Origin of the sequence: Enterococcus lemanii (assembly GCF_016909125.1) — a bacterium.
Lineage (GTDB): Bacteria > Bacillota > Bacilli > Lactobacillales > Enterococcaceae > Enterococcus_I > Enterococcus_I lemanii.
Genome location: NZ_JAFBFD010000028.1, coordinates 1 through 24,702, shown reverse-complemented (window position 1 = coordinate 24,702; position 24,702 = coordinate 1). Strand labels below are relative to the sequence as shown.

Sequence of the window (24,702 nt, the reverse complement as noted above, 5' to 3'; positions counted from 1 at the left end):
GGGATTTATTTATGAAAAAAGTATTTAAAGGTATTTTAGTTTTTACAGCAGTCCTAACATTAGCAGCTTGTGGGCAAGGAAAAACAAATGAAAGTTCATTAACGAAAGAATCAACCCTTTCTTCTACCTCAAGCGAAGCAAAGAAAGACACACTAGAAATTACGGATGCTGAAGGAACCGTAACGGTGCCTTTTCAACCAAAAAAAGTGGTTGTTTTTGATAACAGTGCTTTAGATACGATGCAAGTCTTGGGCGTAAGTGAAACAGTAATTGGCGCAGCAACCGATAGTTTACCGGAATTTCTGGCAAGCTTTAGTGATGTTGAATCAGCAGGTGGCATTAAAGAACCTGATTTAGAAAAAATTAATCAATTAGCGCCAGATTTAATTATTATTTCGGGTCGTCAAAGAGATTTTAAAGCAGATTTAGAAAAAATTGCACCAACTATCTTTTTGAACGTAGATGCAGCGGATACCTGGAATTCAGTGAAACACAATGTTGAAGTTATCGCTCAAATTTTTGGAAAAGAAGACGTTGCAACTGAAAAACTAGCGGCACTTCAAACAAAAATTGATGAAACAAGTGAAAAAGCACAAGCGAGTGGTTTAAAATCACTTGTCGTATTAGTTAACGAAGGTAGTTTATCTGCTTACGGCCAAGGTTCTCGTTTTGGCATTGTTCATGATACGTTTGGTTTTTTACAAGCAGATGATAACATTGAAGCTTCTACGCATGGTCAAAACGTTTCATATGAATATATTTTAGAAAAAAACCCAGATCTTCTTTTTGTTATTGACCGTACAAAAGCAATTGGTGGCGATGCTTCACAAAATGCTGTAGCGGATAATGACTTAGTGAAAGAAACAAATGCCGGTAAAAATAATAAAGTAATTGCTTTAAACCCACAAGTTTGGTACTTAGCTGGTTCTGGCTTAGAGTCGATTGAAATTATGTTAGACGATGTTAACCACGCGTTTGAATAAAATAACAAAAAAAGTAAAGCAGAGAAGTCATTCAATGATTTCTTTGCTTTTTTACTTTACCTGTCGTAGTAGTTGCGTTATAATTACTACGACAGGTAAAGTAAAGATAGGAGGTTACCGATGATTACTAGTGATAGTATCCGTGGTTATAACGATACGATTATATTGTCACTCTTGGCAAATGGTGACTCTTATGGTTATGAATTATCTAAGCAAATTCGAGAAGGGACGAAAGAAGCTTATAGCATCAAGGAAACAACGATGTATTCCGCTTTTACGCGCCTCGAAAAAGCAGGTTACATTACTTCATACCCTGGGGATATAACCCATGGTAAAAAAAGAACTTATTATGCCATCACTAAATTAGGTCGCGCTTTTTTAAATGAAAAAGAACTCGAATGGCAAACAACTAAAAAAGTCGTTGATTATTTTCTAAAAGGAGAGATAAAATGAAAATTATTAGAGATTACATTGAAGTTTTATTTTTGCAAGTTCCAATATCGGAACAAACCAATCAAGTCAAAGAAGATTTAATTGGTAATAGCGAAGATTATTATTTCGCTCTGATTGAAGAAGGGAAATCGGAAAAAGAGGCCTTAGGAATTGTTATTAGTGAATTTGGTACATTAGATGAAATTTTAGCAGTCCTTGGAATTAGTGAAGAAGAGCGAAAAACAAGCCCAGTGGCGGAAGACTTTCTAATGGATGACGCGCTGGAATACTGGCAGGAAAGTCGAAAATTTGCTTTTAACTTGTCATTTGGTTTTCTAATTGGTTTTGCATCACTAGCGATTGTGCCCTTTTGGGGGAGCGGTAATGGAGGAGTATTGACAACGTTATCAGCCTTGCTCACTTGTTTATTGGCACTTATTTCCTTATTGTTTATTTTCATCAGTTATAAAGAACAGCGACAACGAATTAAAGAAATAAAAAAAAGAACGATTTCTGAAAAAGTTCGCGTACTTGCTTTTGAAAAGATGGAAGATTACCATCGGAGTTACCAATTTAGTCTATGCTTAAGTTTTATTAGTTATGGGATGTCTATTCCGGTTTTATTTATTTTAATCGAACTTTTTTATTTGCCAATTGCTGGAGTTGTTTTCTTTTTTGCTCTTTGTGGTTTAGGGACATTCTTGTTGCTCTATGCTTCGATTATTCAAAGAGAATACAAACGTTTATCCAAAAATAAGCAACGACGAAAAATAAAATGGTGGCATCGTTTGAAATATGATGAAGAGATTTATTGGGTGATCGTTACTATCTTTTATTTCTTAATCTCATTTATGTTTCGTGCGTGGTTATACAGTTGGTTAGTTTTTTTAGTTGGTTACGTGATTGCGGAAATATTAATGAAAAATAAAGCCACCTCGACTTATAATTGAGAATACAGCCTCCTAATTGAGAATGAACTGCAATTAGGAGGCTTGTTTTGTGCAGATTGAAATTATTAATAAATTCTAAAGCGTATCGTTTGAATAATCATTTTTAATCCTGTATAGTCGTTATTAGAGAAAATAATCTCAAATAATTATTCTAATTGGAGGAATTTTTCATGTCATTAATTGGGAAAGAAATTATCGAGTTTAATGCAAATGCTTATCATAAAGGAGAGTTCATTGAAGTATCTTCAGAAGACTTCAAAGGTAAATGGAACGTTGTTTGCTTTTATCCAGCAGACTTTACGTTTGTCTGCCCAACAGAGTTAGAAGACTTACAAGATCAATATGCTACTTTACAAAGTTTAGGGGTAGAAGTTTACTCTGTTTCAACAGATACTCATTTTACTCACAAAGCTTGGCATGACCACTCAGATGCGATTGGAAAAATCGAGTACATCATGATTGGTGATCCTTCTCATGCAATTTCATTAGGCTTTGATGTCTTAGGAGAAGATGGCTTAGCACAACGCGGAACCTTCATCATTGATCCAGACGGTATTGTACAAGCGATGGAAATTAACGCAGACGGTATTGGGCGTGATGCAAGCTCATTAATTGATAAAATTCGAGCAGCTCAATATGTTCGAACACATCCAGGTGAAGTATGCCCGGCAAAATGGAAAGAAGGCGCAGAAACCTTAAAACCAAGCTTAGATTTAGTAGGTAAAATTTAAGGAGGTTCTTTTCATGGCTTTAGATAAAGAAACAAAAGATCAATTAGGACAATATTTGGAATTATTAGAGTCAGAAGTTGTGTTCCAAGCGAGTTTAGGCACCGATGACAATTCGGTTAAAGTAAAAGACTTTTTAGAAGAAATCACAGCGATGTCGAATCGTCTTTCACTGGAATTCATTGATTTAGAAAGAAAACCAAGTTTTAAAATTGCCAAAAAAGGGCAAGCAAGTGGGGTTATTTTTGCTGGGTTACCTTTAGGGCACGAATTTACTTCTTTTATTTTAGCTTTACTCCAAGTTAGCGGTCGTGCTCCTAAAGTAGATGAAGCGATTATTAATCAAATCAAAGCGATTAAAGAACCTCATTCTTTTGAAACGTACGTTAGTTTAACTTGTCATAACTGTCCGGATGTTGTACAAGCATTGAACATTATGGCCGTTTTAAATCCTTTAATCACCCACACAATGGTTGAAGGTGGCATGTTCCAAGATGAAATTGAAGCAAAAAAAATCATGGCTGTGCCAACTGTTTTTAGTAGTGATGTTGAATTTGCGAGCGGACGTCTCACAATCGAACAATTGGTTGAAAAAATTACTGGTCCAGCTAGTGCAGACGAGTTTAACGACAAAGGGATCTTTGATGTGTTAGTCGTTGGTGGTGGCCCTGCCGGCAATAGTGCTGCAATTTATGCAGCACGTAAAGGGATCAAAACCGGAATGGTTGTTGAAACATATGGTGGTCAAGTAATGGATACGGTAGGTATTGAAAATATGATCGGTACTCCTTATACAGAAGGTCCTAAATTAATGGCCCAAATTGAAGGTCATGCGAAAGAATACCCAATTGATATTATGAAAAATCAACGAGCAAAAACCATTCGAAAAAACGAACTGATTGAAGTTGAGCTAGAAAATGGCGCAATCTTAAAAACAAAGACAGCAATTCTGGCGGTTGGTGCAAGCTGGCGGAATGTGAATGTGCCAGGGGAAGAAGCGTTTCGGACAAAAGGGGTAACAAATTGCCCGCACTGTGATGGACCACTATTTACTGGGAAAGACGTAGCAGTAATTGGTGGCGGAAATTCTGGTATTGAAGCAGCGTTAGATTTAGCAGGATTAGCTAAACATGTTTATGTTTTAGAGTTCTTGCCTGAATTAAAAGCCGATCAAGTATTACAAGACCGTGCGAATGAACATGCGAATATTACCATCTTAAAAAATGTCGCAACGAAAGAAATCACCGGGACAAACGAAGTCGATGGTATTTCATACATTGACCGCGCGACGAATGAAGAACACCATTTAGCGTTAGAAGGTGTCTTTGTCCAAATTGGGTTGGTTCCAAATAGCAATTGGCTAAAAGAAACCGAGGTGGCATTAAATGAACGTGGCGAGATTACCGTTGACGCCCACCAAATGACCAACATTCCAGGTATTTTTGCAGCCGGTGACTGTACGGATAGCGCGTATAAACAAATCATTATTTCAATGGGAGCTGGCGCATCTGCTGCGTTAGGCGCATTTGATTATTTAATTCGTCAATAAAGATTCAATCAAAAGAACCTCTTAAAGTTTTTTAAGAGGTTCTTTTATCCCTAAAACTGGTAAATCGACGGATACCCGTAGTGGCACACAAGAGTTATTTTTTTGGAAGGGACACTTAATCAGCAACTAGTAAAAAAACATATACTTGTAACACTTGACTTTAAAGTTAAATATTTGCTATATTATTTAAAGTAAAGAGATAAATAAAAAATGGTTGGGCTAATGCTTCAAGGATGTTATTCTTCAAGGGGTGAGAAGAATTTATTTGAAGTGGCTATAGAACGTTTAGAGCATACTTCAAAATACTGAAGTATGCTCTTTTTTTATGGAAGGGGGGACTACACCGTGAAAGAAGCTTTAGAAAAAATTCGTTGCGTAGAGGAGTCAAACCAAGCAGCTTATCATGAGTTAGAACAAGAGATGAATCGCTACGAACAACAAAAGAAAATAGAAATCCAAAATCTAGAGAAAAGTCAAAAAGAACTTCGAATCAAAGCGTTAAATGACTTGGAAAATTCGTTGATTGAAGAAGAAGAACGATATCGGATGTTTTTGTTGCAACAAACAAAAGAAAACAACCAAAGAGATGAAACGCTTTATGAAGAACATAAAGAAACATTGATTCAACAGATAATTAATGAAATGAGGGGAAACTATGGGGGTTAGTCGCTTAAGTAAAATGACTCTCTTAGCTGAAAAGGAGTTTCATGAAGGCTTATTAAAAAAACTCCAAAGCATTCAATCCGTTGAAATTGAAGACATTTTAGAAGTGGAAGAAAACGCAGAATGGTTAACCACGTATTTTCCTGAGCTAGATAAACCAGATTTAACGAACATGAACCAATATAATTTATGGTTAAATCAAATTAGACAAGGGATTATCTTTGTACGTAACAACGGATCCGCTAAGCAAAAAATAAGAGAGCTACGCCGAACGACCTATTCTTTGCAAGAATTAGAAGAAAAATTCGATGAACAAGCACTCGTTGATACTTTAAATCAACTAACTGCTTTAAAAACAAATTGGGAAAATCTTTTAAAAACGCAAAAATATTGGAATGAGGCGCAAATTTGGGCAACACAATGGTCGCAATACGATATTGATCCAAGTTATAAATTAACAACAGTTGAGACGTTATTAGCAAAAGTCCCAGCTGAATTATGGGAAGAAGTGCGGGCTTTTCTGATTAATCAAGAAGATATTTATTTTGAGTTAAATTATACAACTGAAAAAGAAGTCCGTTTTAGTCTCGCTTTATTTAAAGAGCGTCTTGAAAAAATCCAAACACAATTAGTGGCATTCGGTGTTTCATTTGAACAAAACCCATATGGTACAAACCCAAAAGAGCTATTTGTTCAATCTAAGAAAGAATTAGAAACAATTGTTGAAAAAATAAAACACTTAACCAGAGAAATTGGCTATTTCAAACAACGGGTCGTCGATTTACAATTAAACGAAGAAATTCTCTTAGCAAAAATAGCTCGTGAGCAAGTAAAAGAACAACTGGTCTATTCCAAGCATTTAATCGTTATTCGCGTTTGGATTAGCACAACTGAGCAAGAAGCTTTAGTAGCTGCTTTAGAAAATGAATTTAATCATTCCATTTATTGCTCTTTTGACGAGCCAACGCGGCAGCAAATTGAAACAAACCAAGTGCCAACGAAATTGAAAAATAATTGGTTTGTCGCACCGTTTGAAATTTTGACCGCAATGTATTCGGTACCCAAATACGAAGAAATTGATCCCACACCATGGATGGCCCCTTTTTATCTCGTCTTTTTTGGTATGATGGTTGCCGATTTAGGCTATGGTGCTTTAATTTTTCTCGCCACCACTTTCGCTTTAAGAAAGTTAACTTTACCTAAAAGTACGACAAAATTCGTCCGCTTATTTCAGCTCCTATCCATTTCGATTATGGTTTGGGGGATTATTTATGGCAGTGCTTTTGGTTTAACGTTACCATTTCAACTATTGGCGCCAACTGAAGACTTTATGACGATTTTTGCTTTATCCGTTATTTTTGGTGGGATTCAAATTTATACGGGACTATTCTTGGCGGCTAAAGAGAATATCAAGAAAAAGCAATACTTGACAGCCGTTAGTGCAGGCTTTTCTTGGCAAGGGATTTTAACAGGTATTTTTGTAGCTGCCGCAGGTAGTCTTGTTTTTGATTCAAGTCTACTTGTAACCGTGGGGACGGCTTTGGCTTTATTTAGTGCCTTTTTAGTCATTGTTATTCCGATGATCCAAAGCAAATCAAAAGTGGGTGGCTTCTTTAGTGGTCTTTACGAACTCTATGGGGTAACTGGCTATATTGGAGACTTTGTGAGTTACAGTCGCTTAATGGCATTAGGAATTTCTGGTGGGAGTATTGCGATGGCTTTTAATATGCTTGTTGCAACAATGCCCGCCGCTGCTAAGTATAGCGTTGGGATTTTATTAATTGTTGCGTTACATGCCCTAAATATCTTCTTATCATTATTAGGCGCTTATGTCCATGCAGCACGGTTACAGTATGTTGAGTTTTTTGGGAAATTTTATGAAGGTGGCGGACGTCCATTTAATACGTTTAAAGCCGCTGAAAAATATATTAATTTAGATGAAAATATGGGAGGAAAAAAGAATGATTAATTACATTTTAGAAAACAATGCGGGAATTTTATTTGCCATTTTAGCGATGGGAACAGCAACTATTTTTTCAGGGATTGGCTCAGCAATTGGGGTTGGAAAAGCCGGCGAAGCAGCTGCTGCTTTGATGACGAATCAACCAGAAAAATTTGGTCAATCATTGATTTTACAATTATTGCCAGCAACCCAAGGACTTTATGGATTTGCCATTGCAGCAATGATTTTTACAAGTTTATCAACCGATATGTCAATTGTTACCGGTCTATCTTACTTAGGTGCTTCTTTGCCAGTCGCTTTCACTGGTTTAAGCTCAGCAATTCCACAAGGGAAAGTTTCTGCTGCAGGGATTCAAATTTTAGCTAAGAAACCAGAACACTTCTTTAAAGGCGTAATGTATGCCGTAATGGTTGAAATGTATGCAATCTTAGGCTTTGTTATTTCATTCTTATTATTAGGGAGTATCAATTAATTTTTGAAAAAAGGAGCGAGTTCTATGGATGCAATTCAAAAAATAATTGGAAAAATCAATGAGCAAGCACAGGCCGAACGACAAGAGTTTGAAAAAAATCGTTTAGCTGAAATTGATACAAATTTTTTGGTTGAGCAAAGAAAAATAATGCAAGAGCACGAACAGCAACTTGTCAAACAAACAGAACAAATGCAAAAAAGATTCCAACAACAAAAGAACCGTTTAGAAGTCGAAAATCGACAAGAAATTTTGAAAAAAAAGCAAGCCTATTTAGAAAAATTATTTGAAGAAGCTCATACTGAAATGACACAATGGACACTAGCGCAACACCGCACCTTTGCGGAAGTTGTTTTAGCAAAACTAGCGATAACAAAAGGGGTATTCATTCCAGGTGGCCTTGTTGAAAACGGTACTTACCCAAAAGAATGGCTTGAAGAAGTTGCAAATAAGCAAAACAAAAAGCTCACTTTAGCTTCACCAAGCGCTGTTTTAGAGTACGGCTTTTTAATCGAACATGAAGGCGTGCAGTACAACTTTTTATATCGAGATCTATTAACAGAAGAGCGTAGAAACAAAGGAAGAGAATTTATGCAAGTCTTATTTTCATAAGGAGGGGTGAAATGAAGAATAGTTATCATACCGTCAATCCAATTGTTCGTATCAAGGAAAATGAATTGCTTTCAAAAGAACAATTCGAACAATTAATTCAAGCCAATTCATTTCAAAAAATTGCTGAAATTTTAACACCAACTGTTTATGGAAAATACTTAACAGAAAATTATCAATATGATTTTGAACAGTCGTTAAATCAAGAATTGGTACAAACTTATGAAGAACTCATCGAAATCGTTCCTTATCCAGAACTCGTTTGGTTATATACAATGCGCTTTACTTTTCATAATTTGAAAATTATAACTAAGGGAGAAAAAATCAAGGAAAATTATGATTATTTGTTCATCCCTGATGGCTTTTATACCATTGAAGACTTAAGAAGTGCGATTCAGACCGGTGAATCAAGTGTTTTACCTAAAACCATCATTCAGTGTATTAAAGAAGTCCGGCAGTATTTTGAAGAATCAAAAATACTGCAAGGAATTGATGTCATTTATGATCGGTATTACTATAGAGAACAACGTCGGATTGCAGAACAGCTAAATGATGCAGAATTACTTGAGGAAGTCATTCAATCAATTGATTTATTAAACATTACGACAACCGCTCGTTGCTTACTGCAAAAAAGAACCTATGCATTTATGACAACCGTTGTCTCTAGTATGGGAAGTTTTGACAAAGAAGAATTGCTTTCTTTTGCCCAACAACCATTAAGTGTTTTTATTGATTATATTAGACAGTCAAAATACGGTGAGTTGTTAGGTCCTGCATTGACGGATAAAACAATTGATTTTGCTAAAGTTAATATTTTAAAAGATAATTACTTAACAAAGGTTTTGCAAATTGCTCAAACGCAAGCATTTGGACCTCTACCGTTAATGGCTTTTTTAAATGCAAAAGATATCGAAGTCATGAACTTGCGTTTAATTATTGTAGGTAAAAGAAGTGGCTTTACGGAAGAAGCAATTAGAGAAAGGATGCGTTTGCTTTATGACTTATAAAATTGGAGTAATTGGTGATAAAGAATCGATAATGCCTTTCAAATTATTTGGTTTTTCTGTCCATTATGGAATTAACGAAGCAGCAATTAAACAAGCATTAGAAAAAATGGTTGCTGAAAAATATGGCGTGATTTATATTACAGAAACTTGTGCGAAACAAATTCCACAACAAATTGCGGCATTAAAGCAACACCTCACACCCGCAGTTGTGTTAATACCTGATCATGATGGGACAAAAGGCATCGGTTTAAACGAAATTCAAAAAAATGTCGAAAAAGCAGTTGGACAAAATATTTTATAAGGGAGCGGATCAAATGGAAGTTGGGACAATTATAAAAGTATCAGGTCCCTTAGTAATGGCTCGAAACATGGGACATGCAAGTATTCAAGATATTTGTTATGTTGGCGATTTAGGTGTTGTGGGCGAAATTATTGAGATGCGAGGCGATATTGCATCGATTCAGGTTTACGAAGAAACAGCAGGAATCGGACCCGGCGAACCTGTACGATCAACAGGTGAGGCGTTGTCCGTTGAACTAGCACCAGGAATCATCAGCCAAATGTTTGATGGTATTCAACGACCGCTTGACGTTTTTGCTGAAAAAACAAAGAGTAATTTCTTAGGTCGTGGCGTGCAATTGCCAGCTTTGGATCATCAAAAGAAATGGTCTTTTCAAGCAAGTGCCAAAGTAGGCGATCAAGTAGAACCAGGTGATATTTTAGGTGTCGTACAAGAAACAAAAGTCATCGCGCACAAGATTATGGTTCCAATCGGCCTAAAAGGGACAATCATTGAAATTACGAGTGGCGATTATACAATTGATGAGAAAATTGCCGTTATTCAATCAGATAACGGTGAAAAAGAAATTACCATGTTACAAAAATGGCCGGTTCGTAAAGCACGACCGGTGCGAGAAAAAATCAATCCAAACGTCCCAATGATTACAGGGCAACGAGTGATTGATACGTTCTTCCCTGTTACTAAAGGTGGTGCTGCAGCCGTTCCAGGTCCGTTTGGGGCAGGGAAAACAGTTGTACAACATCAAATTGCTAAATGGGCGGATGTCGATTTAGTTGTTTATGTTGGTTGCGGTGAGCGCGGGAATGAGATGACCGACGTAATGAATGAGTTTCCTGAATTGATTGACCCAAAAACAGGAGAATCTTTGATGGAACGTACGGTTTTAATCGCCAACACTTCAAACATGCCCGTTGCTGCTCGAGAAGCCTCTATTTATACAGGAATTACAATTGCTGAGTATTTCCGCGATATGGGCTATTCTGTTGCGATTATGGCGGATTCTACTTCGCGTTGGGCTGAGGCTTTACGTGAGATGTCTGGTCGCTTAGAAGAAATGCCAGGCGATGAGGGCTATCCTGCGTACTTAGGAAGTCGTCTAGCAGAATATTATGAACGTGCGGGACGCGTGATTACGCTAGGTACACAACGTAATGAAGGAAGTATTACTGCGATTAGTGCCGTCTCACCTTCTGGGGGAGATATTTCAGAGCCAGTTACTCAAAATACTTTACGTGTCGTAAAAGTTTTTTGGGGATTAGACTCGCTACTTGCACAACAAAGACATTTCCCTTCAATTGATTGGTTAAAGAGTTATTCTTTGTATTTAAATGAAGTCGGTGAATACTTAGATCAACAATTACAAGTGGAGTGGTCAGAGCTAGTAACTGAAGCAATGCGTATTTTACAAAAAGAATCCGAGTTAAATGAGATTGTTCGTTTAGTCGGTATTGATTCCTTGTCAGCAAAAGACCAATTAACCCTTGAAACAGCAAAACAAATTCGGGAAGATTATTTGCAACAAAATGCCTTTGATGAGGTCGATACCTTTACCTCAAGAGAAAAACAGTTTCATATGCTACATACTATCTTGCATTTCCATACGGAAGGCCAAAAAGCTTTAGAACTAGGTGCGTATTTACCTGAAATTATGGAAGGTACGATCCAATTACGTGATAAAATTGCACGAATGAAGTATGTTTCAGAAAATGAGCTTGTTAAAATTACACAATTAGAAAATGAAATTCGTGAAACGCTAAAAGAAATTTTACAAAAAGGAGGGCTTTAATTTGATTAAAGAATATAAAACCATTGGCGAAGTCGTAGGCCCTTTAATGGCAGTGGATCGTGTTTCGGGAGTCAAGTACGAAGAATTAATTGAAGTCCGCTTGCAAAATGGTGAAATTCGCCAAGGTCAAGTACTTGAAATTCAAGAGGATAAAGCACTTGTTCAAATTTTTGAAGGGACAAGTGGAATTAACTTAAGAGATTCCACGGTTCGCTTTTTAGGTCATCCATTACAATTAGGTGTTTCAGAAGATATGGTCGGTCGTATTTTTGATGGCTTAGGTCGAGTTCGTGATGGCGGCGCTGAAATATTACCTGAAAAAATGATGGACATTAACGGTGAAGTAATTAACCCTGTTTCGCGCGATTATCCAGATGAATTTATTCAAACAGGGATTTCTTCAATTGACCATTTAAATACTTTAGTTCGTGGACAAAAGTTACCTGTTTTCTCAGGTTCTGGTTTACCCCATAAAGAATTAGCCGCTCAAATTGCCCGACAAGCAGCCGTCTTGAATACCGATGATGATTTCGCGGTTGTTTTTGCTGGTATTGGAATTACCTTTGAAGAAGCCGAATATTTTATGGAAAATTTCCGTCAAACAGGCGCGATTGATCGCTCCGTTGTCTTTATGAACTTAGCCAATGATCCAGCAATTGAACGGATTGCAACGCCTAAAATGGCTTTAACCGCTGCTGAATATTTAGCATATGAAAAAGGCATGCATGTTTTAGTTATTATGACCGATATGACAAACTATTGCGAAGCCTTACGGGAGATTTCAGCCGCACGTCGTGAAGTACCAGGACGTCGTGGCTATCCAGGGTACTTATATACAAACTTAGCGACTTTATATGAACGAGCAGGCCGGATTCGTGGATTAAAAGGATCCGTTACTCAAATTCCTATACTAACGATGCCAGAAGATGACAAAACGCACCCAATCCCTGACTTAACTGGTTATATTACAGAAGGTCAAATTATTTTATCGCGCGATTTATATAAAAAGGGGATTCAACCACCAATTGACGTTTTACCATCTTTATCACGGCTAAAAGATAAAGGAACAGGCGAAGGTAAAACAAGAGGGGATCATGCGGCAACGATGAACCAACTTTTCTCAGCCTATGCACAAGGCAAACAAGCAAAAGAATTAGCTGTTGTGTTAGGGGAGTCTGCTTTATCAGAGACAGATCGAATTTATGCGCAATTTGCCGATCGTTTTGAAACCCAATACGTAAATCAAGGGTATCAAGTCAATCGTTCAATTGTTGAAACGTTAAATCTTGGTTGGGAACTACTTAATATGCTTCCAAGAACGGAGTTGAAGCGCATTAAAGATGAGATGATTGACGAATATCTGCCAGAAAAGAGGTAGAAAAATGGCGATTAGAAATGTAAATCCTACGCGCATGGAGCTAGCTCGGTTGTCTAAACAACTGGGCACAGCTAAGCGCGGACATAAATTATTAAAAGACAAACAAGATGAGTTAATGCGGCAATTTATTTTATTGATTCGTAAAAACAATACACTTCGTAAAGAAACTGAGGTAGAAATGATTGAGGCGATGCGAGCTTTTCGTTTAGCCAATGCAACATTAAATGAACACTTTATCGAAGAGTTATTTATCTTACCGGCTACAAATGTTTCTTTAGATATTTCGAAAAAAAATATTATGAGTGTTGTTGTACCTGTGATGAATTTCGAGTATGATGAGCAATATATTAATACTCCTTTAGAATATGGCTTTTTAAATTCCAATATGCCTTTAGATGAATCCATCGACAAATTTACGAACGTATTGCCTAAATTACTTGAATTAACTGAAATTGAGAAGACTTGTCAGCTAATGGCTGAAGAAATTGAAAAAACACGCCGTCGAGTAAATGCTTTGGAATATATGACGATTCCTGAGTTAGAAGAGACAATCTATTTCATTAAAATGAAACTAGAAGAAAGTGAAAGAGCTGGTGTGACACGGATGATAAAAGTTAAAAACATGAGGAAGTAATTATCCATAAAGTGAGGCGGTCACATGATCTTCAAAAAGAAACGCTTAAATATTACGACACCACAGTTCATTTCACTCGGTTTTTTTGCAGTGATTATAATCGGTACGACATTATTAAGTTTGCCGATATCCTCGCGTTCAGGTGAATTTACGAATTTCCTAGATGCGTTATTTACTGCAACGTCTGCAACTTGTGTGACAGGCTTAACCACTTTGTCAACTGCAGGCCATTGGAGCTTCTTTGGCAAGGTGGTTATTCTTATTTTGATTGAAATTGGTGGACTTGGCTTTATGTGTTTACCCGTTCTTTTCTACTTGTTGACACGGAAAAAAATTGGATTAGGGATGCGAATTGCTTTAAAACAATCACTTAATATTGAAACTCAATCCGGTGAACTTAGTTTAATGATTTATATTATGAAGAATGCATTCTTTATTCAATTTCTAGGCTTTATTTTATTAGCTATTGATTTTATCCCTCGTTTTGGCCTGAAAAGTGGTATTTGGTATAGTTTTTTTCATGCAACTTCAGCTTTTTGCAATGCGGGTTTTGATATTTTTGGTGATAGTCTGAGCCAATTTCAACATGATCCTTGGGTTTTATCGGTGATTAGCGCCTTAATTATTTCAGGTGGTTTAGGTTTTATTGTTTGGTATGATGTCCTTGATTATAAAAAAGAAAAACGCTTAAGCTTACATAGTCAAATTGCCTTGATGGTGACGACTGTTCTTTTGGTAGGTGGCACCTTAGGCTTCTTACTGGTAGAAAACAACAGTGCCATGCTAGTCGAAGGGAATGCTATTGTTCGTTTTTTTAATACGGTGTTTATGTCAGTAACGCCTCGAACCGCTGGATTTTATTCAATTGACTATTTTTCAATGTCACATGCCGGCCTTTTATTAACAATTATTTTAATGTTTATTGGAGGGACTTCAGGCTCAACTGCGGGTGGCTTTAAGACCACAACTTTTGGTGTCTTACTAATTAAAGTCGTGAATATTTTTAAAGGAAAAGAGCATACTGAGTTTCGTGGACGAACAATTAAGGAATCAACCATTTCTCGTGCGTTAGTTTTGTTTTTCTTGCTACTATCTCTAGTTATAGCCAGTACCATGATCTTATCGATTACAGAAACGGTTCCCGACGTAAACGAACTTGGTCTGGAGTATATTGTTTTTGAAGTCGTTTCTGCTTTAGGAACTGTTGGGCTAACGATGGGCTTAACACCTCAACTAACAACGATTGGAAAATTGATTATTATTTCTTTAATGTTTATTGGCCGGGTAGGAATTATGACCGTTGCTTTTTCCTTGGTGACACGTAATTTAAATCGAAAATCAACTTTTAAATACCCTGAAGAGACCGTGATTATTGGTTAGCTTAAAAAAACCACTCATTTTAGTGGTTTTTTTATTTGCAATTTTTTATAAAAAAGTAGCGCATTTTTGTTTTTTTGTGTTAGGCTAACCGTAGTGAAATAAAATACAAGCAAAAGAAATAAAGAGAGGTTTAAACAATGAAAGCAATGATGGATGGAAATACAGCGGCAGCCTATATTTCCTATGCCTTCACTGAATTAGCAGCGATTTATCCAATTACGCCAAGTTCAACAATGGCCGAGCTGGTTGATCAATGGGCTGCTGAAGGCAAAAAGAATTTATTTGGACAAGTCGTTAAAATTGTTGAGATGCAATCAGAGGCTGGAGCAGCTGGCGTAGTACATGGTTCGTTAAAAACGGGCGCCCTAACAACTACATACACTGCTTCACAAGGGCTTTTATTAATGTTGCCCAATATGTATAAAATCGCTGGTGAGCTCTTACCAAGCGTATTTCACGTAGCCAGTCGTGCTTTAACAACGAATGCTTTAAATATTTTTGGGGATCATTCGGATGTGATGGCTGCTCGTCAGACAGGATTTGTCATGCTTGCACAAAGTAGTGTACAAGAAGTGATGGATTTATCAGCTGTGTCGCACTTAGCAACTCTAGAAGCGCGATTGCCTATTTTGAACTTTTTTGATGGTTTTCGAACAAGTCATGAAATTCAAAAAATTGACGTGATTGACTACGCAGACTTAAAACCATTAATCAATGAAGAAGCATTATTAAATTTCCGCAAGCGTGCAATGAATCCAAATCAACCAACCGTCAGTGGAACAAATCAAAACCCTGATATCCACTTTCAACAAAGAGAAACAATCAACTCTTACTATGACGCGTTGCCAGCAATTGTTCAAAAATATATGGATCAAATCAATCACTTGCGAGGGACAAACTATGAGTTAGTTAATTACTATGGGGCAAGCGATGCACAAGAAGTGATTGTTAGCATTGGATCGGTCGCGCAAACAATTGAACAAACCATTGACTATTTAACAGCGCAAGGGCGAAAAGTTGGGTTTATTAATATTCATTTGTATCGACCATTTCCAATCCGTGAATTTTTAAATAAAATACCGACTACTGTCAAAAGTTTAGCCGTCTTAGATCGGAGCAAAGAACCTGGAGCAGGTGGGGAGCCATTGTTACTTGACGTTCAAAGTGCGTTGTATGATTCAGAATTGCGGCCAATTGTTATTGGCGGACGCTATGGCTTAGGTTCAAAGGATACAACACCTGATCAAATTGTTGCTGTTTTTGATGAACTTCGTCGGCCAAGAAGTGAACAAAAAAACCGTTTTACGATTGGGATTCAAGATGATATCACGCACCTATCGCTTCCAACGAAGGGGCGAATGGACTTAACTGAAAAAGAGATTTTCCAAGCGAAATTTTGGGGATTTGGTTCAGATGGAACGGTCGGAGCCAACAAAGCTAGTATTAAATTAATTGGCGAAAAAACGGATCAATTTATCCAAGGATATTTTTATTATGATTCAAAAAAATCAGGTGGTTTAACGGTTTCACATTTGCGTTTTGGCGCTAAACCAATTCGTTCTGCTTATTTAATTGACCATGCTGATTTTATTGCGTGCCATACACCTGCTTATATTCATAGTTATGATGTGTTAAAAGGTTTGAAAAAAGGGGGCACTTTCTTACTGAATACGACTTGGAATAAGGAGCAAATTGAGAAGTTTTTACCTAAAGCGATGAAACGTTATTTAGCTGAAAATGAAATTCAATTTTATACAATTAATGCCATGCAGCTAGCGATGGAAACAGGGTTACGTAATCGGATTAATACCATTATGCAGACGGCTTTTTTCCAACTAACTAAAATCCTTCCAGAAGAAGAAATCATTTCACTCCTTAAAGAAGAGGCGCACAAAGCTTATGGACATAAGTCAGATAAAATTGTAGCAATTAATCTGGCGGCGATTGATCGTACCATTGAATTGCTTCAAAAATTCGAGGTGCCTAATGAGTGGCGTACAATTGAGGTAGTCGAGAAAAAATCAACGAACACGAATCGTTACGTTCGCGAGGTTGTTGAACCCGTGAATGCCTTAGAAGGGAATTCTTTAAGCGTGGGGACTTTAATTCAAAATCAAATGACAGAAGGAAATATGCCTTTAGGAACGACGGCTGTTGAAAAGCGTGGTATCGCTTTGGAAGTACCAGAATGGTTAAGCGATCGTTGTACCATGTGTAATGAATGTGCTTTTGTCTGTCCACACGCTGCCATCCGTCCTTTCTTAGCAGACGAAGAGGAAATGAAAGACGCACCTGAAGACTATATTGTTCGCGAAATGCGTGGGAAAAATGGGCTGAAGTACCGGATTCAAGTTTCGATTGAAGATTGTACCGGCTGTGGACTATGTGTTGAAGCTTGTCCTGCCAAAGGGAAAGCGCTGGTGATGAAACCTTACGAAGAGCAAAAAGAAGAAGCAATGAATTGGGCTTTTTCAATGACTTTACGTCAAAAAGAAAACCCCGCTCGTCCGGGAACGGTTTTAGGGACGCAATTTGAAAAACCATTGTTAGAATTTTCAAGTGCTTGTTCAGGTTGCGGAGAAACGCCATACGTTAAATTACTCACGCAAATGTATGGTGATCGGATGATGATTGCTAATGCGACCGGTTGTTCTTCCATTTGGGGCGCGGCGGCTCCTGTTTCACCGTATACAACGAATGATAAAGGACAAGGGCCAGCATGGTCAAATTCTTTATTAGAGGACAATGCAGAGTTTGGCTATGGAATGTTTTTAGCGAATTTAACGCGTCGTGAAGCACTTGCACAAAAGATGAGTGAAATAATAGCAACGGTTCCTATTTCTTCAGAACTTGCTGAACAAATGACGGATTGGGTGACACATTTAACAGTGAGTGAAGGAACCCAGCAACGGGCACAAAAACTAATCGCAGCCTTAAAAGCAGAAGTAAGTCAACAACCTGTTTTGCTAGAAATTTTAGCGCAAAAAGATTTATTTGTGAAACCTAGCCAATGGATGATTGGGGGAGATGGCTGGGCCTATGATATTGGTTATGGCGGCATTGATCATGTTTTAGCCTCAGGGGCAGATGTTAATTTGCTTGTACTTGATAATGAAGTCTACTCAAATACCGGAGGACAAGTTTCAAAAGCAACGCCATTAGCTGCGATTGCGAAATTTGCAGCCAATGGAAAGTATGTTTCAAAAAAAGATTTAGGGATGATGGCGATGACGTATGGCAATGTTTATGTAGCGCAAATTGCTTCAGGAGCAAACCAAATGCAAACGATTCGCGCATTTGAAGAAGCCGAAAAATTCCCAGGACCTTCAATTATTATTGCTTATACGCCATGTATTGCACATGGACTAGTTGGTGGGATGCGTCAGTCGATTAAAGAAGCACAAGACGCTGTTCATTCAGGTTACTGGTCTTTATATCGCTACAACCCGTTATTGCGTGAAAAAGGGAAGAGACCAATGAGTTTAGACTTTAAAAAACCTGAATTTAGTAAACTGCCTGATTTTTTACGTACACAAACCCGTTTTTCTTCACTTGAGAAGAACTATCCAGCAGAAGCAATTCAACTATTTGCTAAAACTACGCAAGATGCACAGACGCGGTTTTATAATTATGCTCGCTTGTCAGGTGATGAAGAGAAAATTCGCGCAAAAATAGAAAAAAACGATTAATCGTTAAAATAAAACGCACGCCTTTTCATGATTTGAAATAGCTGTGCGTTTTATTTTGTTCAAATGTTTCAAAAAAGATCGAAGGGGCGCTTAATGGGAAATACTAAGCAAATACCCTTCAATCTTTTTACTTATTTACTTAAAACATAATTACGATCAAATTCAATATAGAGATGGTATTTGTAGCCAATCTTATGATAGATATCGTGTGTGATTTTTTGATATAACTCTTCATCAGATGTTGTTATTGAATCCGGAACAACGACATCAAAATGAAGATTCGATACTGTAGCTGTTTCTTCAACTCTAAAATCATGAAAATGGAAATTTTTATCGTAGGATTTCAAAGTTTCTTTAATTACCTTATAGAGGGCGTTTTGCTCGTCATTATTCAAAACAATTGGGTCTAAATGCGTGGCTAAAAGAATGGCAAACTTATCTTTAAATTCTTTCTCTATTGCGTCCGTTACTTGATGCGCATGAAGCAAGTCCCATCTAGAATCAACTTCGATATCAACCGTAGCAAAGAACATGTTTGGTCCATATTTATGTAAAACTAAGTCATGATAGCCTACGAGATTATCATATGAATTTAGAACTTCCTCCATTTGATAGATTAAATTAGGATCAGGTCGAGTGCCCAATAAGTCATTTGAGGAATCTTTAATTGAATCATATCCGCCGCGCAAAATAATAGCCGCTACAAACACTCCGACATAACCATCAATCAACCAACCAAATTGCGTTTCAACAAGATAAGAGAGGATGATAACTAAGTTCATAAACATATCATATAGGCTATCTTTCATTAATGTTTCGATTGCTGTTGAATGAACAGCCATATTTTTGTTTTTTTTATAATAAAAATAAGCCAGTCCACCCTTAATTAAAATAGAAAGGATTAATAAAATTAAAACAAGTGGGGAACGATTAATGCCCTCAGGTTTGAATATTTTTTGAATCGAGCTAATTAAAAATTGCAACCCGACAAAAGAAATGATAATTGCTGTAAATAGGCCACTTAAATATTCCGCTCTTTGATGACCGTAAGGGTGCTCACGATCAGCGGGTTTATTGGCGATATGAAAACCCATAATTGTTAATATAGAATTAAAAGTATCACCTAAACTATTCATAGCATCCGCCATAATCGAGACGCTATTACCTATTAGCCCTGCAATTAATTTTATAATAACGAGGATAATATTTGTTATTAAACCAAAGATACCAGTTCGAATTCCTTCTTTCACACGAATCCGTTGTTCATTTTGCCTCATTTTTATCCTCCTTGTCGTTCATTTAGGTAGTTTAAAAATCCTAGCATTTATTTGATAAAAAGTCAAAATGAAATTGATAAGCAGTAAAGATAAAATTAGTTTGATAAAGAACAAACGATTGAAAAGTTAGAAATCGTTATTAGTGGTTTCTAAAATTAGAGAAACATGCTTGAGTTATTAATAATGTTTTATGGCCATACCAATGAATATGAATAATCTGGGCTAAATAAAAAACAATTAAACTACAAAGATAATAAATCGAACAAATAAAAAAAGATAAACATTGAATTTGCTTAGTTTTAAGTATTAGTAGAATATTTAAGCTGCCTGTTGCTAAAAAGAGGGAGGTCTAAGAGAAAAAACAGCTATTTTAGCAATATTCATTTTATTTTTATTTTAGTTTACATAATATACATTATATAAAGTTGCTAAGTCTTAAAGAAGCCTGTGAGCTTATTTTTTTTGCTCTTTTTTACTATAAATAAGACTTACTACCTGTATAAACCTGCTCTACATAATAAACTGGCGTTAAATTTATATCACACATCATTTTTATTTTCGGATTATAAAAAAGTTTTCCATCACGTTTTAACAAATAATGAAACATTTCTTCTTCAAATAAATCTGTAAAACCTAAACCGCATTTTAAATACTCTTTTAAATTGTCAAATTCAATCATTTTATTTTCCTCACAAAGCTTTTAAAGACATTATACACTTGTTAGCGATTCAATCCAATCTATATTAGTTTTTTTCAATTCTTTTATATCTTGTTTCATTTTATCTTTAATTGCAATACGCTTGTTTATATCCATTTTAAAATCACTAGCCATCTGCTTCTGCTTATCAGACATTTGAGCTTGACCACGAGCCACAGCGTAATCAAATAATAATGAATCATTCCCTAATGCTTCATATAGCATTGCAAAGCTTCCTAGAACTTGTGTATCAATCCAATGCTTAGACCGCATAACCGACTTGTCAGGCGCTTGCATTGATAAACTAATCTTACCAACACCACCCAAAAAACTATCCCACCAACGAGCATTTTTCCACCTATCTTTATGAGAATCTTTCCCCTTAACCTTAAACGCTAGATATTTATTTAACACACCTTTCACAAAATCGCCTAAATCATTATAATCATGAATAATCACATCAATAGCAGCCATAGCCCTTTTTCCTCTTAACTGTAATTCAGTACGTTGCCAAAAAGTAACATCATCATTAAAGATTTTATTATTTGCTAATCGTTCTTGATACTTATCATAAAAGCGAATCATAACATCACCTTTACCAAAATAAATTGTTTGTCCTTTCGTAGAACCATCTTCTAGCGCTATTTCTTCAAAATTCCGAGCGGTACGAAAACGAGAAGTAACAAGCCCATTTTTCACACATTTTTCAATTTGTTTAATTTTAAAATAGCCTTTAAAATCATCTATTGCAATATCTAAACGAGTGATATTAATTTGATAACCAACAATATAACCAAAAAAATCAACCCAAGTTAACCCTAACTTTTCTAAATTTTCTTCTAGTTGTCTACAGCCTTGACCAGACAAATTTATAAACATACCCATTGTAGCAGAATGCCCCTCATAAAATATCTGAATATGACCATTCACAGCTTTTTTAGAATAACCATTTATGCCACCATCAGAACAATCAAAATCTTTCGAATCTAAGAAAAAAGCAGCTGCAATTTCTTCCCAGTTTTTGACATTGAAAAAAGTGCAGGAAAACCAGTCTACACAAGAGGTTAGAGGTTTTAAGCTTGGTGTGATACCCCCCCTGTTAGTAGAGGGGGGATTTTTTTGTTTTTCATCTATCATCTAACTATCCGCCCCTTTTAAAATAACATGTTTAATAGAGTTGATAAAAAAATAAGGCGTGTTAGAAATCCCTTTTTTTGTAATCGAAAAAGTAACAAGAACTTTATCTTTTTCTTTAAATTCAGTCAAATCTATTTTTTTATTCACTTTAAAAGAAAAAACTTGCTTTTGTGGCGTTTCTAAATAAATCACTTGAAAAAAACGATCGCGATAATTTTCTAAAACTATTTTTTTTACTATCATTTCAAACATAGTATAAACACCTTTCTAAAAATAAGACCTTGCCCCTTTAAAAAGGGTCAAACCCCTAAATTTTTTTAATCTTATCCCCCTTCCCCCTTTCTCAAAAGGGGAACCTTTCGCCAAGTGGCAGGCTTTTCGGCATTGCATACCGAAAAACATTTCTTGATGGTTTTTAGATTATTTTTATCAAGGCATAAATTCCTTTCGCTCACGCTACAGTCAGACATTTATACTTGACAAAATCACGCAACAACCACTTTTTAAAGTTCGTAAATACATATAATTTAGGCACACCAGGCATCAACATAGTTCGTCTTTTTGTAGCATTTGTAATGACACCAGGCAAGCCAATCGTTCGTTATTAATTCATAACATAAACATTTGTATTTTTCTTTTCTTCTTTCGCTTGCTCTTGTAAAGTGCGAATAACTGCATATGAATCGTAAAGTTCTCTTAATTCGTCTGTCTGTACAAAACTAACTTTTCTTAATGGAAACATTTTTCTTTTTTCTTCAGGTCTATCTATATTATGATTATATTCATCAGCATCATAGAAGCGGCTAACAGTCCAACGTTTAAAAATAGTACGACACATCACAACGTTAAATGTTTGTTCTCTCAAAGCTTTGCTAACACGAGTAAACACTTGTGAAGTACCTAAAATCTTAATTCCTTGCTTTCTTTGTTGCGTAACCACTCTTAAAACATCTCTCGAAACTTTACTAAAACTATCAAAATCATTTTGAATTTCGTCCCACAAAATCAACGTTCCACAAGCGCCCACTTCATTCGCTCTTAAAACAGCGTTTGTAATATCCGTTAAACTTTTTAAACTTTCATTTTCATGCACATAACCAAAATTCGAACAAATGTATAAATTAGGATATTTCAAACGAAGTTGTTCCGCTTCATGCACCATGCTCATTGTTTTGCCTGCTCCTTGCCTCCCAGTAAACAAAGTTAAACCAAAGTCACTAAAAGGAATTATCCCCTGCTTTTTCAATGCTCTAGCATGTTTATAATCTTTCCACATATATTTTAATAATAAAATTCTTTTCCCCATGTTAATAACCTTTCTTTTATCAATAAAATTATTTTGTAGGTTCGTTTGCTAAAGCAAACTTCCCTACAAAACAATTTTTATTAAATAAACGGAATTTTTTTATAAATGAAATTAAATATTTTTAAAATAAAATTTATATTTTGAACTGATATAATTACTGATATACAAGCGATCATAGTACCAACTGGAAAAAAATAATCAGCAAGGCCAAGCATTTCTCTAAAAAAAGTTGTATCAGGCATTGAAAAATTAATTTCAACAGACGGAACAACTGAAAGAAGTAAATCGACTAACCCGAAAATTAAACCTGTTAATAACTCAATTATCATTGATTAAATCGCCTCCCCCAGTAAATCGCCTAAAGACATACCAACCAGTATTAAACCAAAGCATTAAAGCCGCTAAACCTCTAAATTTAGGAACAAAACTATCTAATATACTCATTTCAGGCTTAAATTCTACCCCCAAAAAATCAAAAGTAAGTTCAGACGCAACATCTTTTTGAATCGGTTGAAACATTTCTTTAATATCATCAGCTAGCGACAAGAAACCACTGAATTTTACATCAAATTTCAATTTCACTTGTTCAAAACTAGCTGTTAAAAAGTCCATATTTTTAGGTATAAGCAACGCAATTATCTTATCTAGTAAACTATCAAAAAAATCTAAAAGCTTACTCAACGTACTACCAACATTATTAATTGCAGTTTCTAATAGACTACCAAGCGTTTTAATAGCTGTTTCTAATAAACTGAAACCACCTTTAACAATTTCTTCAAGTAGTTTACGCATCAATTTACCAAACCAACCTTCTTCGGCTTCGCCTGGTGAAATATTCAAATCTTTTAACATTTTTTCTAAACGTGCATAATCAAAAGGCGGAACATTAACAACTGCTGGTATACTTGGTTTTTCGTAAATCAGTTTAAGCCAATTTGTAACAATTGCTAAAATGTCATTTGTGCTGATTAATTTAGTATTAATCATATCAAGCCAATCATTCATTATCTCTGACCAGTTATTATTTAAAAGCAACAAATCATTTGTAAGATTCCAAGAAATTAAAATTTCAGTCCAATTTTTATCCCAATCTTCGCGAAGTGTTTCGAATAAGACACCAAAAAATACAGCCATTTGAAAATCGCTAAACTTCTTGTAAGCGACCCAAAAAACACCATTTTTAGAGTCCGTAAAATAGTTTGAAAAAGTTGTCTTGATTGTTTCATCAATCATTGCTAAACCGTCCACAATCGCTAACGTTTGACTTTTTATCGTACCTGTTAAAAAAGTTTGAAACGCTCCATTCGATTTAAACAAACTAGCAAAATTAACAATTTCTGTTTTAATACCACTTAGAGCATTTGTTACTAGTAAAATTTGGGCGATTAGCGTTGTTTTTAAGCTATCAACTGCAGTCTTAACATCTATTGTACGATCACGAACAACATCAATCGCATGTACAACAATTGCTAAGTCAATCATATCTGTAAGATTCCAATTTTCTATTGATTTAATGCGATTTTCATGATTATTAATAGAAGTATTTGCAACACTCTCAAATGTCTGTAAATTTTTAATGCGATCATCAACTGTATATGACCACGTCCATAAACCGTTAACATCTGTTCTTAAATCAGTTAACGATTTAGTAGCTCCGGTGCGCCAATTTTTTAAATCAGTAATTGAAGAATTCGCGACACTCTCAAATGTCTGTAAATTTTTAATACGATCATCAACTGTATATGACCACGACCATAAACCGTT

The 24,702-nt window shown here is 35.9% G+C and carries 22 protein-coding genes, 1 pseudogene and 1 other annotated feature; of the genes and pseudogenes, 16 read left to right on the top strand and 7 right to left on the bottom strand.

The genetic code is table 11. The annotated features are described in order from the left end of the window. The first annotated feature begins 11 nt into the window (after positions 1-11). The 16 genes and pseudogenes from JOD14_RS08880 to nifJ all read left to right on the top strand — a co-directional run. On the top strand, positions 12-983 hold the full coding sequence (locus JOD14_RS08880) for a siderophore ABC transporter substrate-binding protein (RefSeq protein WP_204654472.1): 972 nt from the start codon (positions 12-14) through the stop codon (positions 981-983). A 120-nt stretch (positions 984-1,103) separates the two neighbouring features. Beyond that, on the top strand, positions 1,104-1,436 hold the full coding sequence (locus JOD14_RS08875) for a PadR family transcriptional regulator (protein ID WP_204654471.1): 333 nt from the start codon (positions 1,104-1,106) through the stop codon (positions 1,434-1,436). Further along, complete coding sequence (locus tag JOD14_RS08870; protein WP_204654470.1) at positions 1,433-2,365, top strand: permease prefix domain 1-containing protein; 933 nt, start codon at positions 1,433-1,435, stop codon at positions 2,363-2,365. The genes JOD14_RS08875 and JOD14_RS08870 overlap by 4 nt, the downstream gene beginning before the upstream one ends. Before the next feature lie 170 nt (positions 2,366-2,535). Continuing rightward, positions 2,536-3,096, top strand: a complete 561-nt coding sequence (gene ahpC, locus JOD14_RS08865) for an alkyl hydroperoxide reductase subunit C (protein ID WP_204654469.1) — start codon at positions 2,536-2,538, stop codon at positions 3,094-3,096. Positions 3,097-3,109: 13 nt separating this feature from the next. Beyond that, on the top strand, positions 3,110-4,642 hold the full coding sequence (gene ahpF / locus JOD14_RS08860; RefSeq protein WP_204654468.1) for an alkyl hydroperoxide reductase subunit F: 1,533 nt from the start codon (positions 3,110-3,112) through the stop codon (positions 4,640-4,642). A 212-nt stretch (positions 4,643-4,854) separates the two neighbouring features. Then, positions 4,855-4,902: a sequence feature (sodium ion sensor (DUF1646 type); this cis-regulatory element may regulate processes involved in with the transportation of sodium ions), on the top strand. An 85-nt stretch (positions 4,903-4,987) separates the two neighbouring features. Beyond that, a complete protein-coding gene (locus JOD14_RS08855; RefSeq protein WP_204654467.1) occupies positions 4,988-5,308 on the top strand; it encodes a hypothetical protein in 321 nt (106 codons plus the stop codon). Continuing rightward, a complete protein-coding gene (locus tag JOD14_RS08850; RefSeq protein ID WP_204654466.1) occupies positions 5,298-7,274 on the top strand; it encodes a V-type ATP synthase subunit I in 1,977 nt (658 codons plus the stop codon). The genes JOD14_RS08855 and JOD14_RS08850 overlap by 11 nt, the downstream gene beginning before the upstream one ends. Next, the gene (locus JOD14_RS08845; protein ID WP_204654465.1) at positions 7,267-7,740 is read left to right on the top strand and encodes a V-type ATP synthase subunit K; all 474 of its coding nucleotides are present in this window, start codon (positions 7,267-7,269) and stop codon (positions 7,738-7,740) included. Before JOD14_RS08850 ends, JOD14_RS08845 begins: the two co-directional genes overlap by 8 nt. 24 nt (positions 7,741-7,764) lie before the next feature. Continuing rightward, a complete protein-coding gene (locus JOD14_RS08840; protein WP_204654464.1) occupies positions 7,765-8,349 on the top strand; it encodes a hypothetical protein in 585 nt (194 codons plus the stop codon). Between the two features lie 11 nt (positions 8,350-8,360). Beyond that, on the top strand, positions 8,361-9,353 hold the full coding sequence (locus tag JOD14_RS08835; protein WP_204654463.1) for a V-type ATPase subunit: 993 nt from the start codon (positions 8,361-8,363) through the stop codon (positions 9,351-9,353). Then, positions 9,343-9,654, top strand: a complete 312-nt coding sequence (locus tag JOD14_RS08830; protein ID WP_204654462.1) for a V-type ATP synthase subunit F — start codon at positions 9,343-9,345, stop codon at positions 9,652-9,654. Before JOD14_RS08835 ends, JOD14_RS08830 begins: the two co-directional genes overlap by 11 nt. A gap of 13 nt (positions 9,655-9,667) precedes the next feature. Beyond that, positions 9,668-11,440: a V-type ATP synthase subunit A gene (locus tag JOD14_RS08825; protein WP_204654461.1), complete on the top strand. Its 1,773-nt coding sequence runs from the start codon at positions 9,668-9,670 to the stop codon at positions 11,438-11,440. 1 nt (position 11,441) lies between these two features. Beyond that, complete coding sequence (locus tag JOD14_RS08820) at positions 11,442-12,818, top strand: V-type ATP synthase subunit B (protein ID WP_204654460.1); 1,377 nt, start codon at positions 11,442-11,444, stop codon at positions 12,816-12,818. 4 nt (positions 12,819-12,822) lie between these two features. After that, positions 12,823-13,452: a V-type ATP synthase subunit D gene (locus JOD14_RS08815; RefSeq protein WP_204654459.1), complete on the top strand. Its 630-nt coding sequence runs from the start codon at positions 12,823-12,825 to the stop codon at positions 13,450-13,452. 24 nt (positions 13,453-13,476) lie between these two features. Next, positions 13,477-14,832, top strand: coding sequence for a TrkH family potassium uptake protein (locus JOD14_RS08810; protein ID WP_204654458.1), 1,356 nt, complete (start codon positions 13,477-13,479; stop codon positions 14,830-14,832). 149 nt (positions 14,833-14,981) lie between these two features. Next, positions 14,982-18,512: pseudogene (gene nifJ / locus JOD14_RS08805) on the top strand (pyruvate:ferredoxin (flavodoxin) oxidoreductase); the annotation flags it as partial. 140 nt (positions 18,513-18,652) lie between these two features. Here the strand turns inward: nifJ and JOD14_RS08800 are convergent. The 7 genes from JOD14_RS08800 to JOD14_RS08770 form a co-directional block, all read right to left on the bottom strand. Then, positions 18,653-19,798 carry a cation diffusion facilitator family transporter gene (locus JOD14_RS08800; protein WP_204654457.1) on the bottom strand — a complete coding sequence of 382 codons (1,146 nt, stop codon included), beginning with the start codon at positions 19,796-19,798 and terminating at the stop codon, positions 18,653-18,655. Positions 19,799-20,273: 475 nt separating this feature from the next. After that, positions 20,274-20,477, bottom strand: coding sequence for a hypothetical protein (locus tag JOD14_RS08795; protein WP_204654456.1), 204 nt, complete (start codon positions 20,475-20,477; stop codon positions 20,274-20,276). A 30-nt stretch (positions 20,478-20,507) separates the two neighbouring features. Beyond that, a complete protein-coding gene (locus tag JOD14_RS08790; RefSeq protein ID WP_204654455.1) occupies positions 20,508-21,632 on the bottom strand; it encodes a replication initiation factor domain-containing protein in 1,125 nt (374 codons plus the stop codon). Next, positions 21,633-21,884, bottom strand: a complete 252-nt coding sequence (locus JOD14_RS08785) for a hypothetical protein (RefSeq protein ID WP_204654454.1) — start codon at positions 21,882-21,884, stop codon at positions 21,633-21,635. 352 nt (positions 21,885-22,236) lie between these two features. Next, a complete protein-coding gene (locus JOD14_RS08780) occupies positions 22,237-22,938 on the bottom strand; it encodes an ATPase (protein WP_204654453.1) in 702 nt (233 codons plus the stop codon). Between the two features lie 80 nt (positions 22,939-23,018). Beyond that, positions 23,019-23,267 carry a hypothetical protein gene (locus JOD14_RS08775; protein ID WP_204654452.1) on the bottom strand — a complete coding sequence of 83 codons (249 nt, stop codon included), beginning with the start codon at positions 23,265-23,267 and terminating at the stop codon, positions 23,019-23,021. Beyond that, positions 23,257-24,702, bottom strand: a 1,446-nt coding sequence (locus JOD14_RS08770) for a hypothetical protein (RefSeq protein WP_204654451.1), incomplete at its 5' end; no start/stop codon positions are given. The genes JOD14_RS08770 and JOD14_RS08775, both read right to left, overlap by 11 nt.

Coding starts and splice junctions, on each gene's coding strand:
- JOD14_RS08880 (WP_204654472.1), top strand. CDS start 12: ATGAAAAAAGTATTTAAAGGTATTTTAGTTTTTACAGCAGTCCTAACA.
- JOD14_RS08875 (WP_204654471.1), top strand. CDS start 1,104: ATGATTACTAGTGATAGTATCCGTGGTTATAACGATACGATTATATTG.
- JOD14_RS08870 (WP_204654470.1), top strand. CDS start 1,433: ATGAAAATTATTAGAGATTACATTGAAGTTTTATTTTTGCAAGTTCCA.
- ahpC (WP_204654469.1), top strand. CDS start 2,536: ATGTCATTAATTGGGAAAGAAATTATCGAGTTTAATGCAAATGCTTAT.
- ahpF (WP_204654468.1), top strand. CDS start 3,110: ATGGCTTTAGATAAAGAAACAAAAGATCAATTAGGACAATATTTGGAA.
- JOD14_RS08850 (WP_204654466.1), top strand. CDS start 5,298: ATGGGGGTTAGTCGCTTAAGTAAAATGACTCTCTTAGCTGAAAAGGAG.
- JOD14_RS08845 (WP_204654465.1), top strand. CDS start 7,267: ATGATTAATTACATTTTAGAAAACAATGCGGGAATTTTATTTGCCATT.
- JOD14_RS08840 (WP_204654464.1), top strand. CDS start 7,765: ATGGATGCAATTCAAAAAATAATTGGAAAAATCAATGAGCAAGCACAG.
- JOD14_RS08835 (WP_204654463.1), top strand. CDS start 8,361: ATGAAGAATAGTTATCATACCGTCAATCCAATTGTTCGTATCAAGGAA.
- JOD14_RS08830 (WP_204654462.1), top strand. CDS start 9,343: ATGACTTATAAAATTGGAGTAATTGGTGATAAAGAATCGATAATGCCT.
- JOD14_RS08825 (WP_204654461.1), top strand. CDS start 9,668: ATGGAAGTTGGGACAATTATAAAAGTATCAGGTCCCTTAGTAATGGCT.
- JOD14_RS08815 (WP_204654459.1), top strand. CDS start 12,823: ATGGCGATTAGAAATGTAAATCCTACGCGCATGGAGCTAGCTCGGTTG.
- JOD14_RS08810 (WP_204654458.1), top strand. CDS start 13,477: ATGATCTTCAAAAAGAAACGCTTAAATATTACGACACCACAGTTCATT.
- JOD14_RS08800 (WP_204654457.1), bottom strand. CDS start 19,798: ATGAGGCAAAATGAACAACGGATTCGTGTGAAAGAAGGAATTCGAACT.
- JOD14_RS08795 (WP_204654456.1), bottom strand. CDS start 20,477: ATGATTGAATTTGACAATTTAAAAGAGTATTTAAAATGCGGTTTAGGT.
- JOD14_RS08790 (WP_204654455.1), bottom strand. CDS start 21,632: ATGATAGATGAAAAACAAAAAAATCCCCCCTCTACTAACAGGGGGGGT.
- JOD14_RS08785 (WP_204654454.1), bottom strand. CDS start 21,884: ATGTTTGAAATGATAGTAAAAAAAATAGTTTTAGAAAATTATCGCGAT.
- JOD14_RS08780 (WP_204654453.1), bottom strand. CDS start 22,938: ATGGGGAAAAGAATTTTATTATTAAAATATATGTGGAAAGATTATAAA.
- JOD14_RS08775 (WP_204654452.1), bottom strand. CDS start 23,267: ATGATAATTGAGTTATTAACAGGTTTAATTTTCGGGTTAGTCGATTTA.